The organism is Vibrio sp. MOR3 (assembly GCF_001557775.1).
In the GTDB taxonomy this organism is placed as follows: domain Bacteria; phylum Pseudomonadota; class Gammaproteobacteria; order Enterobacterales; family Vibrionaceae; genus Vibrio; species Vibrio jasicida.
Genome location: NZ_LNRD01000011.1, coordinates 14907 through 28162, shown reverse-complemented (window position 1 = coordinate 28162; position 13256 = coordinate 14907). Strand labels below are relative to the sequence as shown.

General features: G+C 47.0%; 9 protein-coding genes. 3 read left to right on the top strand and 6 right to left on the bottom strand.

Going from position 1 to position 13256, the window contains the following annotated elements; genetic code table 11:
- Positions 1-2 precede the first annotated feature (2 nt).
- Together ATB76_RS18995 and ATB76_RS18990 are read left to right on the top strand one after the other, a co-directional pair.
- Complete coding sequence (locus tag ATB76_RS18995) at positions 3-1511, top strand: pilus assembly protein (protein WP_042603175.1); 1509 nt, start codon at positions 3-5, stop codon at positions 1509-1511.
- Positions 1512-1516: 5 nt separating this feature from the next.
- Positions 1517-2200, top strand: coding sequence for an OmpA family protein (locus ATB76_RS18990; protein ID WP_038865955.1), 684 nt, complete (start codon positions 1517-1519; stop codon positions 2198-2200).
- Positions 2201-2288: 88 nt separating this feature from the next.
- Here the strand turns inward: ATB76_RS18990 and chrA are convergent, their stop codons facing one another.
- Entirely contained in the window at positions 2289-3428 is a 1140-nt protein-coding gene (chrA, locus tag ATB76_RS18985; protein ID WP_061035948.1) for a chromate efflux transporter, read from the bottom strand.
- Positions 3429-3540: 112 nt separating this feature from the next.
- Here chrA and ATB76_RS18980 point away from each other — a divergent pair, with 112 nt between their 5' ends.
- The gene (locus ATB76_RS18980; protein ID WP_061035947.1) at positions 3541-4458 is read left to right on the top strand and encodes a LysR family transcriptional regulator; all 918 of its coding nucleotides are present in this window, start codon (positions 3541-3543) and stop codon (positions 4456-4458) included.
- Between the two features lie 52 nt (positions 4459-4510).
- Here ATB76_RS18980 and ATB76_RS18975 read toward each other — a convergent pair whose 3' ends face one another.
- The 5 genes from ATB76_RS18975 to mrdA all read right to left on the bottom strand — a co-directional run bounded on the left by ATB76_RS18975 (position 4511) and on the right by mrdA (position 13176).
- Complete coding sequence (locus tag ATB76_RS18975) at positions 4511-5953, bottom strand: amino acid permease (RefSeq protein ID WP_038865960.1); 1443 nt, start codon at positions 5951-5953, stop codon at positions 4511-4513.
- Between the two features lie 203 nt (positions 5954-6156).
- On the bottom strand, positions 6157-6606 hold the full coding sequence (locus ATB76_RS18970; RefSeq protein WP_061035946.1) for a beta-galactosidase subunit beta: 450 nt from the start codon (positions 6604-6606) through the stop codon (positions 6157-6159).
- 3 nt (positions 6607-6609) lie between these two features.
- On the bottom strand, positions 6610-9708 hold the full coding sequence (gene ebgA, locus ATB76_RS18965) for a beta-galactosidase subunit alpha (protein WP_061035945.1): 3099 nt from the start codon (positions 9706-9708) through the stop codon (positions 6610-6612).
- A 341-nt stretch (positions 9709-10049) separates the two neighbouring features.
- A complete protein-coding gene (ebgR, locus tag ATB76_RS18960) occupies positions 10050-11036 on the bottom strand; it encodes a transcriptional regulator EbgR (RefSeq protein ID WP_038879030.1) in 987 nt (328 codons plus the stop codon).
- Between the two features lie 241 nt (positions 11037-11277).
- Positions 11278-13176, bottom strand: coding sequence for a penicillin-binding protein 2 (gene mrdA, locus ATB76_RS18955; protein WP_061035944.1), 1899 nt, complete (start codon positions 13174-13176; stop codon positions 11278-11280).
- Positions 13177-13256 lie beyond the last annotated feature (80 nt).

Genomic DNA, 13256 nt, shown 5'->3' with positions numbered 1-13256 from the left:
CGATGAATTTCACTATTAAACAACGAGCTCCAATTCATTCAGGTCGCAATCAAAAAGGGATTGCGGCAATTTGGTTCGCACTGAGTTTAGTGCCTGTTTTTGGTATGACATTTTTTGCTGTAGAGGGGACGCGTTATATCCAAGAGACAAGTCGACTGAGAGACGCAGCGCAAACTGCTGCATTGGCCATTACGATAGACGACAAATCGAACCAAGCGGATGCATTGGCGACGATGTACATCAATGACTATGTGCGTGATATTTCCCATGTTGATATCCAAACGGTGAGGACGTACGAAGAGCCAACAGAAGACAACGATAATACGGAAAAAATTCAGTATTCCGTGCAAGCGGTTACCACTCACAATTCTTGGTTTGCCAGTAACTTAATTCCATCTTTTGAGGCTCAAGAGAAACTCGCTGGACAAGCCGTTGCAGCGAAATATCCTTTTTATTTAGGAGACAAAATCATTGATCTGGTTTTGGTGACTGACTTTTCAGGGTCGATGAACAACAGCTGGGATGGCGAAATTAAAATTGATCTCCTCAAAGATGCGGTTAAGCAAATTTCAAATCGTATCTTAGTTCCGCGAGAAGGTGAGAGTGAGGTACTGAATCGTATTGCCATCATTCCATTTAACCTGCGAGTGCAAGAGAAGATCAATGACAACCTCTACTCTACCAGTCAGTTAAGGTACAAAGGTAACTACCGCAAAAGTGTCTCTTCAGTGAAGTATGAGCAGGTAAATTGGGACTATTGGTCTCCTTACTCTGAAGAAGCTGTGGAGGAATGTGCCAACAAACGCACCGACTGCCCAAACAAAAAAAGTTGGGAGCGAGACCAAGCGAAGCGAGTCGCAGATGTGGTGAATATCAATAATAATCGCTTGGAGATTCCTGACTATGTCGGTTACTCAAAATCGGTTAGACACATGTTTGACGATAAAGTCGCGAATAACAATTTGACCTTTCACTTTAGGTCGAACAATAACAAGCTTTATAACTCCAGTATGACGCGGACTGGCCATTCGGGCTTTTATACCATTCCACTGACTGCCAACAAAACAAACCTCGACAAGGTACAAACCATGAGTTCGGGTGGGAATACTGCTGCCTATCAAGGCATGCTGCGTGGCTTGCAAATCATGGAAGATGGACGTCCAAACGGCAATAGCGAAGAAGAAACAGAGCAATACAATGACCGTCTTAAAATGCTGATAGTAATCAGTGATGGTATGGAGTATCCATACACAGAAATCTTGCCCGGTTTAGTGAACAAAGGTATGTGTGATAAAGCGCGTGAGCACTTCCAAACCGAGAACGGCAATTTGTACATTGGCGTCATTGGCGTGAACTTCAGTGCATCTTCGCAAAGCGGTTTCCAAGATTGTGTGTTGAATCCGGATGAAGACATCATCGATGTAACAGAGACGGAAGACTTCATTAAGAAAATCGAAGAACTAATTCAGAAAGGATCTCGTGGTAATGGTGTATCGAGACTATATGGGTGAGAGATATGACCAAAACAATGCTAATTACAGGGATGCTGGTGGCCGGTTTCACGACCGTTAGTGCGAATGCCAGTGAAGTCAGTTCAAAAGTGACCGAATACTGCGGGACGTCATATTATGAATACTCGCACTCGATTCAGGTTGGCGACGTGACGGGTGTGGCATCGCATCGTGATGGTTATTTGCAAGTAACGGATGTGAGTAATGACCCCGCACTGAAGTGGGCGCTGATGAAGAACTCATCACTGCTCACTAACCCGAATGATTGCCTGACGTATATCTCCAATTTAGGTATTGCTCAGTTTAGCGGAGAGGTCAGCGATAAAGGTAAATTGATTGCGCGAGTGCACTTCGCCTTTGACAAGTTTAACCTTACCCCGTTGGCCAGAAATGTATTGAGCGATGTGGCTCGTCAACTTGCTCAAACGAACTATCAAGTAACAGTAGAAGGGCACACCGATTGGATTGGCACCAAAGCGTATAACCAAACCTTGGGTCATAACCGAGCCAAAAGCACCGCTGGTGAACTGCACTATTATGGGGTGAGTGAGCAGAAAACCACGCTTAAATCCTTTGGTGAATCTGAACCGATAGCAACCAACAAGACCTCTTCGGGTCGTTCTAAAAACCGTAGAGCAGATGTTTACATTCCAGCGGATAAACAGGAAAAACCACCAGCAACGGAATAGGTGTTAACTACTGACTCGATGGAATTAAAAACGCCCGCCTTCAATTGGAAGCGGGCGTTGTACTCTTGTCTTTGTCTTAGCGATGCGCTTACATCATGCCTGTTACGATGCCTGCTGTGACAAAGAACACAATCATCCAAAGCACCGACAAGTTAAGTTTCTTATGTAAGTAGAAACCAGCTATCACAAGAGCGATGTCGATTGGAGCAACGACAGCGCTGCTGAATACTGGTTGGTAAAGTGCTGCCAATAGCAAACCAACGACCGATGCGTTTACGCCGTTGATTGCACCTGACACTGCCGGTTTACCAGCCAGCGCTTGCCAGTTCTTTAGCACGCCAAGTAGCAATAAGAAGCCCGGTAAGAACACACCTAATGTTGCGACTAACGCGCCTAGGATAGGTGCATCAGATAGTTCGTAACCAATGTAAGTCGCGAAGGTAAACATTGGCCCCGGTACCGCCTGCGCTGCGGCGTAGCCCGTTAGGAACGCGTCTTGACTTAGTTGATCGCCAACGATGTTTTGCAGTAGGGGAAGTACCACGTGACCGCCACCGAACACTAAGCTACCCGCTTGGAAGAAGTCGCTAAATAGCCCGAGCATTGGCAGGGTGTGAGCCACAAACGGCAAACCAATCAGAAGTACCGCGAACAGTGCCAATGGTGCAATGGTTGGTTTAAATGGTTCGGCAGGTGTTGCGGATTCTTTCTTAAGGTATTGAGTACCAATCAAACCCGCTCCCACAAGCACCAGCATTTGAGTTGCGATGCTCGGTGCAACCAATAACGCAATCGCGGTTGCCACACACAAGCCGGCTGTTAGTTTGCTTTGGCAAAAGTTTTTGTACATTCCCCAAGTCGCATCCGCCACCACAACGACTGCAAGTAACTTCAAGCCGTGAACGATGTTTTGGAACAGCGCGGTATCAGTGATCTGGCTGCTTACCATAGCAAGCGCCAACATGATGATCACGGAAGGCAGTGTGAAGCCAAGAAACGCCATGCATGCGCCGCCTAAGCCTCCGCGTTTGTAACCCAGAGCAAAGCCAACTTGGCTAGAACCAGGGCCCGGTAAGAATTGGCTCAAAGCCACGATCTGTGCGTATTCGCTGTCATCAATCCATTTGAGCTTTTCAACGAACGTTTGGCGGAAGTAACCGATGTGCGCCGCAGGGCCACCGAAACTGATCCAACCAAGCCAAAAAAAGGTTTTAAAAATGGTAAACATGTTGAGCCTGTTAAATCTCCAATAAAACTGCAGCTACTGTAAGAAATGTACTAAGATGATTCAAATTAATAGTTTTAATTTCATCTATGAATAAAATGGGATGAGGTGTTCTGTGAAAGATGATGTTCAGTGGCGCAATATCGACTTAAATCTATTGGTGACCTTTTCTTACCTATATCGCTATCGCAGTGTGAGCTTGGCGGCCGAGAAAAGCTTTGTCAGTCAGTCTGCCATGAGCCACAGCTTGTCGCGCTCGCGAGTGCTGTTTGATGACCCATTGTTTGAGCGTAAAGGCCATAAGATGGACCCAACCGAGCACGCGCATCATATTGCGCCGACGGTGCATCATTTATTGGATTCGATTGCCAAAGACTTACTGACGAAGTCCGCTTTTCAACCAGAAAACTACGCTGGCGTGTGCCGCATTGGTTTAACCGACTACGCCGAATTTATCTTCGCCCCACTGCTTTATGATGAAATCCGTAAGCGTGCGCCAGAAGCCCAAATCAGTTTTATCAACGTCAACCGCAGTAATTACGTGGCGATCACGGAACACGATAAATTAGATGTCATCATCGGCAGTATGCCTGTGCTCGATGATAACTTTGAGAGCCAGTACCTCTACACAGAAAAGCACGTATGTCTGTGTGATAAGCGAGTGTTGAAAGGTGAAACACAACTGTCGATTCATGCTTTTGCCAATATCGAGCAAGCCCTAGTGAGTCCTGATGGCAGCTTGAGTACACAAGTAGACAAAAAGCTTGCGGAGCATGGCTTGAGCCGAAAAGTCACCGTCGCTTCACGTAACTTTCTGACAATTCGAAACTTGCTTAAACAGCGTGAGTTGGTTGCGATAGTGCCGGAAAAAATGGCGCAAGCGGAAGGGTTCTCGGACGATTTGGTGAGCGTCCAGCCGCCGATTGCGGTGGCGGATTTTGATATCGCCATGTTGTGGCATACCAGTCGTAATAACGAGGATAAAGGGATTTGGCTGCGTCAGCTAGTGGCAGAATTGATCACAGGTAATTGATCTTATAAGGGCACCACGAGGGTGCCCTTTAAGTAACCGAGCTATAGGTCGTTTATACTTGCGTTACTGGCTCTTGCGCCTTTTCTTGCGTTGCTTGTTGTTTGATAGCTTGCTTCTTTTCAAAGCGAGAGATCCACCACCAAGCCAGAGCAGAGAAGACGGCAGTCATAAACACGTTGATGAAGAACGCACGTACCAAGTCAACGCCTGTTGGGAATGCCGACGCGGTCATACTCACCACGAAGATTGCAATTAGTACAGACACCACACTCATGCCCACTTTGCGTGAACCCATACGGAAGTCGCGCGGTGTATCATCGTGTTTTAGACGGAACACAAAGTACGCCACCATGATGAAGATTGGCGGTAGCATCGCCGTACCTGCGGTTAGGTTGATCGCTTGGTTCATCATGTCTTGCACGGATTCTGAACCAAAGCCGTTGACGATCAGCATCACCACAACGAACGCGAATTGCCACCATGCTGCACGTACTGGTACACCATGCTCGTTTAGCTCTGTGGTTTTCTCGCCGTATACACCTTTTGGAATTTCAGAGAAGTGAATTTTTACTGGTGCCGCAGTCCACATCATCATTGAGCCAAACATCGCGATGAACAAAATGATGCCAACGAAGCGGCCAACCAATACTGTTGAAATATCGAAGTATTGAGCCATACCGGTAAAGATTTCTACCATGCCGCCTGCGTATGTTAGGTCTTCACGCGGAACGAACACGTTCACCAAAAGTGAGCCAATAGCGTACATCGCACCAATCAAGACGCCCGCCATGATGATCACTTTGATGAAGGCTTTTTGGCCGCCTTTTACATCTTTTAGGTACGCCGCTGCGGTTTCTGCACCGCCTGCTGCTTGGAAGATCCAACACATAATGCCTAACGTTGCCCAGTTAATGGTTGGGCTCATTGCTTCTAGTGTGATTGGCTCTGCTGGCGTGTAAGTGTCGCCGCCCAGCGCCATTAGCGCGCCGAGAACGTAAATGCCGAATAGGGCAAACACACCGTAAGCAACCAGCTCAGAAATTTTACCTAACCAAGATGCGCCTTTGGTTGAAATGTGGGTCGCCGCTGCGAACAGAACGATCGAAATTACCGACGTGACCATTGGTGAGAAGGTGTATTCGTAACCAAGCATCGCGTAAGACGCGTAAGCAATCACGTTTGGTAGCAGAGACACAAACCAAAATAGGTTCACGAACCAGTAGAGGAACGAACCTAGGTAAGCGGCTTTAGAGCCAAGCGGTTGTTTAAGCCAGTCGTACATACCTGACTCAGAGTTTTTGTTCGCCGATACGAACTCAGCAATGATGAATACAAATGGAATGAAGTAGACGATCGTCGCTAACAGGAAGATAGGGGCAGAGCTAAGGCCAAGCTCAATGTTGTTGTTCACGATGTTACGGACGTTAAATACCGCCGCAAATGTCATCGACAGCAAGGCGAATTTGCCAATGGTGCCGCGCATAGATTCAGACATAGAGTCCTCCGATGAATCACGTCAATTCCCTTCGTAACTCAGTGATAGTGCTATTGACCGTTTTATCATCCTTGGGCGAATACTATTTGTAATCGCGTTGGATTGCTGAGGTCTACAACTGATCTGTGATCTGAATTACTTTGGGTTTATTTAATTATTTTGTTGTTAGGCCAGACGCGTTGTCTGGCCTTGCCTGTAAGCCGTTATTTATTTAGGAAATAGCCATCTTCGATGGTCACTTTGAGCACCACTTTTCTTACTCTGTTGTCACCGTGGAAGCGGTACGCTTTATCGTTATCAAAAATTGCCACTTGGCCTTCGCAAAGCTCACGAGTCTCACCTTGACCGGAGAGAAATTCGCGGTCAGTTTCATCTCGGTATACTTGCTCTAGGCGTAAATCGGATTTGTCGGCGAACTCCACTGTTTCGCGACCTTCTAGGTAGTAATGCACGTCGAAGTAGCGGCGGTTCCCTTCAAACAGTTCGGTTTGTTTTGTGCCGTCTTCAATCATGTAAACCAGAGAGTCACCAATCGAATACATCACGCCGTCTTTGATGTTGGCGATGTTCTCAATTGCTTCCACGCAGCGGTTCCATTTACGACCGTCGCGGTACACGACTTTGAATTGTTCTAAGTTGTCTAACACGATCATGGATTACGCCTCGTTTGCTGTTTGAGTATTGGATTGAGTGAAGAACGCATTGTCGAAATCATGGTGTGCCATGGCTTGTGCACTGCAATCGCCGGCTTGAAGTGGCATCAGTGTTAGGCCATAGCGGAACTCGTCCATGTACACGCGGTATGAATCAAGCACTTCGCTGCCCCATGAGTTTGAGCCCAGTCCCATCACTTGATGGTCAAGGTTGAGCGTGATGTAGCCGCTCTTTTCTAGCTCAATGGTGTGTTGCGCTTCGTGCAGGTTTTGGTTGGTGTAGAACCACGCGCTGAAGTTGATTTCTTGTTGTGGTTTCACCAACAAACCCGTGCCATGACGATTCGTTAGTGATGCCCAACGAACGTGTTGGCGGTTGCCGTTGTTTTGTGGGGACGGGTAGGTCTCAAACATGTCGGCTACCGTGCTGTGGGAAACATCAATCAAGTTGGCTTGGCGGCTGTCTTGGTAGTTTTCTTCAGGGCCACGACCGTAGTAACTCACTTGGTCAAAGTTGCCATTGATGCCCAAATCCAAGCCAATTACAGGGATAACGTGCGGGTAATCGCCGTAGCGTTCACCGCTCAGTTCCACATTCAAGTGACCTTGTGCGTTGATTTGGTAGCGGTAGGTACAGCGCATGCCAAAATCGAACACCGGTGGCGCAATGATGCTGGTGGTCGTAATCGAAACCGATTCATCCGTTGCTTCGACTTGTAGCGTGCGGAAGTGCTCTTGCATGATTTGTAAGTGCGCTGGGTGCCACAAACCTTCGTACTCTTGTTTGTGGTTATCAATCATTGGTTTGAAGAAGTTCAGTCTAGGTTCTGACTGAATCAGCTCTTCACCATTGACGCGCCAAGAGGTCAGCTTGCCGTTGACTTTAGAGAAGGTCAGAGTGAAGTTGTGGCCTTCAATCACATGTTCCAAGGGGCTTTCCGTGGTGACTAACGCTTGTGCATTGTGGCTAACAAATTCGCCTTCGCTTGCTGTGCTCTCTTTAAGTTGGAATTGGTACACCGCGATGTCGTGGTTCGCTTCGCTGTACAAAGTGCGGCTGTCTTTACGCACGGTGAAGTTAATAAAGGCTTCACGTTCGTCCAGCTCTGGCAGGTTAATTGTGATTTCACGAGCGCTGTTTGCTGCAAGTTCTTTGACCTTAAACTGCACGCTGCGCAGCGTTTCACCTTCCGCTCGGATATCCGCTGTGATGGTGTAATCATCAAGGTTGGTAAACCACAATTTGTTCTCTACGGTGAAGATGTTTGTCTTGCCTTCTACTGCTTGAATTTTCACTGGAGCGATGACTTGTTTGTACTCTTTCAAGCCCGGTCCAGGTGTTTGATCTGGGTAAATCAAACCATCCATACAGAAGTTGTAGTTGTTCGGGTAATCGCCGTAATCACCGCCGTATTTGTAAAACTCTTGGCCGTTTTCATCACGTGCTAATACGCCGTGATCACACCATTCCCATACGTAGTGACCTTGAATGTGGTCGTGCGCATAGAACACGTTTTGGTATTCCGTTAGACCGCCAGGGCCATTACCCATCGCGTGTGCGTATTCACAAATGATGCGTGGTTTCTCGTGTGGGTGCTCACCAAAGTGATTCATGAGCTGCGCACGCGAGTACATGGTTGAAATCACGTCGACAACTTCTGCATCACGGTCTTCTTCGTAATGCACCAAGCGGGTGTCATCAATCGCTCTGGTTGCGTCGTACATTGCGCGGATATTGCAGCCGTAACCAGACTCGTTACCCAATGACCACATGATGATAGAAGGGTGGTTCTTTTGGGCGTGAACGTGGCGTTCTGCACGGTCAACAAATACACTTTCCCATGCTGCATCGTTGGTGATGCGGCTTAGATCGCCAACGTTCGCGAAGCCGTGGGTTTCTACGTCGGTTTCTGCCATTACGAACAAGCCGTAAATGTCACACAGTTCGTAGAAGCGTGGGTCGTTAGGGTAGTGCGCGGTGCGAACTGAGTTGATGTTGTGTTGCTTCATCAAGATCAGATCTTTCTCGATGCGCTCCATGCCGACTGCACGACCTTTTAGGTGGTCGTTATCGTGGCGGTTCACACCGTGCAGCATTACGTATTGGTTGTTGATGTAGAACAGACCATCACGCACTTTAATGTCGCGGAAGCCAACGCGCTGCGGGATCACCTCAATCACATTACATCGTGCATCTTTCAGTGTGATGAACAGTTGGTATAGGTATGGATTTTCCGCTGTCCAATGGATTGGGTTCACCACATCAATGGCAAAGCTTGTTTGGCTGTTGTCTTGGATAGTCAGTGCATCACATTGGCCACTAGCAATCACTTTACCTTTGTCTTGTAGTGCGTATTCCAGCGTGTAACCAGACGCAACCGCAGTAGACAGGTTTTCTAGCTCAACTTGGCAGCTTAAAGTGGCACTTTGGTAATCGTCGGCGAAATCAGTACGAACAGTCAGATCTTGGACGTGAGCGTGCTCTTTTCCTACAAGGTAAACATCACGGAAGATACCCGCCGTCCACCACATATCTTGGTCTTCAATGTAAGTCGAATCTGCCCATTGCATGACGCGCACAGACAATAAGTTCTCGCCTTGTTGAACGTAAGAAGAAATGTCGAACTCAGCGGTTAAGCGGCTGCCTTTGCTAAAGCCAACGTAATACCCGTTTACGTAAACCTCGAAGTAAGTTTCAACGCCATCAAATTTGATGATGGTTTGTTTGTTGTCCCATTGCTGGCCAAGCGTGAAAGTACGTTGGTATGCGCCAGTTGGGTTGTCGGTTGGGACAAACGGTACGTCGATAGGGAATGGGAAACCTTCGTCAGTGTATTGAAGGTCACCGTGGCCTTCCATTTGCCACATGTTTGGAACGGTAATGCGTCCCCAATCTTCCATTTTTTGAGAGTAAAACGCTTCAGGAACCAAAAGCGGGTTAGTGAAGTAGTTGAATGTCCATTGACCACTCAGCAGCTTAAAGCGGCTGCTCAGCTCGCGTTGGAACGTTTGTGCGTTTTTAACTGAATCGTATGAGAAGAAGTAAGCACGTGGTGCCATACGGTTCTCATGTAGATGGAGGAAGTTTTCCCAGTTGTTCACGTTTGTTCTCCCCTCGGCTTAGCTTGGTCATTTCGGCGCGGTATCGTCAGCGTCGAATCTGCCCAAAAGAAATGAAGCCGATGTATTGTGAAAAGGCTTATTAGTTATCTGGGAAAGATATTAGTAAAAGTTTTACTAAAATAAATCAGTGAAAACGTTTAACTTTAACTCGATCACGTTTTAAATAGCGATCGGTGAGCAAGATGTGATCAGCATAAAGGAATAGCATCCCAAGCTTATTTGCTGGGTAAAATGAGTAAAAAATGACGGGAATTTAGATAAGAGAAATAAAAAAGCACTGAGGATTCAGTGCTTTATAAAATAAGAATAAAGAGGGATAACTACTTAGTCGTGCCGCGCAGCTTGAGTTTGCTTGGTACGTGGACTTGCAATGGCAGCGCACGACCATCGCGGTATTTTTCTACCAATAAGTTTACCCCTTGTATGCCCATCATCTCTGAGTGAATTCGCACGGTAGAGAGCGGTGGGAAGGTAAAGCGCGCGGTTGGAATGTCATTCACACTGATCAGAGCAATGTCTTGTGGAATGTTCAAACCGAACTCATGGATGGCACGTAAAACCCCAATCGCAATCGAGTCTGATGCGATAAAGAGTGCTGTCGGAAAGTCGCCTTTGGCCAACATCACTTTGGCTAAGTCGTAACCCGAGAGGCTAGAAAAATCGCCACGGTAAATGTCATTCTCTGACACGACACCTTTTAGGTTGCCGTATTCCACAAACGCGTTTTCGCGAATGTCCGCGGTGTTTGGTTCGTCTTGTCCACCAATGAAACCAATGCGCTGGTAACCTTGTTCGACGAAGAAGTCGACGACTTGCTTACTGATGCGAGCAAGATCGATATCAACGCTGTCGTACATGCTTTCGCTGTCTGAGAAGTCGATATAACAAATGCTGTCTGCGAGGCGCTTAGGTAGTTTATTGATGATCGCTTTATCGGTTTTACCAACCAAAAGGATGCCGGTGATCTTTTGTGTTTCGACGTCAATTTCGCTGTTGTAGCAATTGGTTAGCGTAATGCCCAATCTATCACATTGGGTTTCAATCCCGTGGCGAATGGATAAATAGTAAGGATCATTCACCTCTGCTTCTTGCTTGTAGTTATACAAAGCTAAAAAGTGGTGTTTTTGTTTCGCCTCTTTGGTGGCTTTTTTCGAACTGCTGGTACGGTATTCCAGCTTTTCAGCAATCTCTAAGATGCGGTGTTTGGTTTCTTCTTTTACGCTCAGAGTCGGATCGTCATTCAACACGCGTGATACGGTTGCAAGTGAGACGCCCGCTTCTGTAGCGATATCTTTTAGTGTTGCCATGTTCACTTCCCGTTGGCAAAGCTCACTGTCCCAGTGAGATAAGCAATAATCCCACCATTGTAAACAGCTACTTATGGATGCACAAATTTTTAGTAAAACTGTGCGAGTGGGTGAAATAAAGTGATTACATGGAAAAGAGGTTTTTTAAGCAAACAAAAGCCCGAGCGGCTAGGACTCTCCGGTCGGGCTTTGTTGTTCACTATTGCTACTTAACATGAGTGGCAAGGCGATAAGGTTAAACCTAAGACTTTTTACCTTTGGTTTTATCTGGTTCGACAAGCAAGTGGTCAAATACATGGCGAATGAACGGTGCCCCGACTTTTGAACCACCGTTTCCGTGCTCAATCACCACTGTCGCCACATATTTTGGATGGTCATACGGAGCAAACGCAGTGAACAACGCGTGGTCAAGTAGGTGGTTCGCGAGCTTTTTCGAGTTATAGACCTCGTCTTTGCGCAGGCCAAATACCTGGGCGGTACCGGATTTGCCACCACTGCTGTATTCCGCGCCTTTAAATGCGCGACGACCAGAGCCATGTGCGCCATTGTTTACCAAGCGCATCGCATTGATTGGAATGTCCCAGTATTTATCTGGCACACCTTCAATTGGTGGTAGATCTTTCGGTGCGACTTCGACTTGGTTTTCAAAATCTTCACCGTGCTCAATCACCGCTCTTAGCAGATGTGGTGCTTTCATCTCGCCATGATTGATAAGGAATGAAGTGGCTTTGGCGATTTGCATCGGAGTGGCTGTCCAGTAACCTTGCCCAATACCAATCGGCACAGTATCCCCTTGATACCAAGGCGCACGGTGACGGGCAATTTTCCATTCTCGTGTCGGCATGTTAGCACTGCTCTCTTCATAGATATCAATGCCTGTCGGTAAGCCGAAGCCGAATTTGTTCATCCATTTAGAGATGCGGTCAATACCCAAATCAAATGCGGTTTGGTAGAAGAACGAGTCAACCGATTCCTCGATTGCCTTGGTAACATCCACGTTGCCGTGACCCCAACGTTTCCAATCTCGCCAAGCTTTTGAATTCGGTTTTGAACCTGGAATACGCCAAGAACCGTGATCGTTACGTACTGTATTTGGCGTGATCACATGTTCTTCAAGCCCAGCGACTGCCATAAAGGGTTTGACGGTTGAAGCGGGTGGATAGACTCCCAGCGTGGTTCGGTTTACGAGCGGGTGGGCTGGATCGTTCAACAATGCGCTGTAGGCTTTGCTGGAAATGCCGTTCACAAATGGGTTTGGGTCATAACTTGGGCTAGATGCCATCGCAAGGACGCTATTATCTCTTGGATCGAGTACAACAGCGCTGCCCTGACGATTATCCAATTGCTGATAAACATACTCTTGTAGTTCGATATCGAGGTTTAAAACGATGTCTTTCCCTGCAATCGGCGGCACGTACTTAATGGTACGAATCACGCGCCCGCGACTGTTTACTTCTACTTCTTCATAGCCTTTGGTGCCATGCAAAATGTCTTCGTAGTAACGCTCCACGCCCAGTTTTCCGATGTTCTGAGTCGCTTGGTAGTTTTGTGCTTTGCCTTCTTTGTCTAAGCGTCGTAGATCGCGGTCATTAATATGAGAAACATAGCCTAGAACGTGTGTTAATTCCTTCCCGTAAGGGTAGTAACGTTTAAGATCTGCAGTTACAAATACACCATCAAATTCATGTTGATGCACCGAAAAACGCGCAACTTGTTTGTCGTTGAGTTCGTTCAAAATGGTGACAGAACGAAAACGGCGAGTGTGCTTGTAGCGTTTTTTGAATGACTCAATTTGTTCTGGTGTGATGTCGATGTAATGAGCGAGTTTCTCAAGCAAAGCATCGGGGTCGCCTGCTTGCTCAGGGATCATATCGAGGTTGTAAACTGGGCGGTTTTCAGCAATCAAAACGCCATTGCGGTCATAGATAAGACCGCGAGTGGGCGCGATAGGAAGAATCTTAATGCGATTGTCATTAGAGCGAGTTTGGTAATCTTTGAAATGATTAACTTGCAAGTTGTAGAGGTTCGCGACCAATCCTCCCAGCAAAATAACCATGCCGAGAAAGGCAACGACGGCACGGTTTTTAAATAACCTTACTTCTTGATTATGATCTCGAAATTCGTTTCGCTTGCGTAGCATGAGGGCCCTTCAGATTTGTTTTTATTCTCAGCATGCCCCGATAAAAGGAAAAAGACGCAGATTTGAGTCTTGTTACAAAA

Coding starts and splice junctions, on each gene's coding strand:
- ebgR (WP_038879030.1), bottom strand. CDS start 11,036: ATGGCAACACTAAAAGATATCGCTACAGAAGCGGGCGTCTCACTTGCA.
- ATB76_RS18995 (WP_042603175.1), top strand. CDS start 3: ATGAATTTCACTATTAAACAACGAGCTCCAATTCATTCAGGTCGCAAT.
- ATB76_RS18990 (WP_038865955.1), top strand. CDS start 1,517: ATGACCAAAACAATGCTAATTACAGGGATGCTGGTGGCCGGTTTCACG.
- ATB76_RS18970 (WP_061035946.1), bottom strand. CDS start 6,606: ATGATCGTGTTAGACAACTTAGAACAATTCAAAGTCGTGTACCGCGAC.
- mrdA (WP_061035944.1), bottom strand. CDS start 13,176: ATGCTACGCAAGCGAAACGAATTTCGAGATCATAATCAAGAAGTAAGG.
- chrA (WP_061035948.1), bottom strand. CDS start 3,428: ATGTTTACCATTTTTAAAACCTTTTTTTGGCTTGGTTGGATCAGTTTC.
- ATB76_RS18975 (WP_038865960.1), bottom strand. CDS start 5,953: ATGTCTGAATCTATGCGCGGCACCATTGGCAAATTCGCCTTGCTGTCG.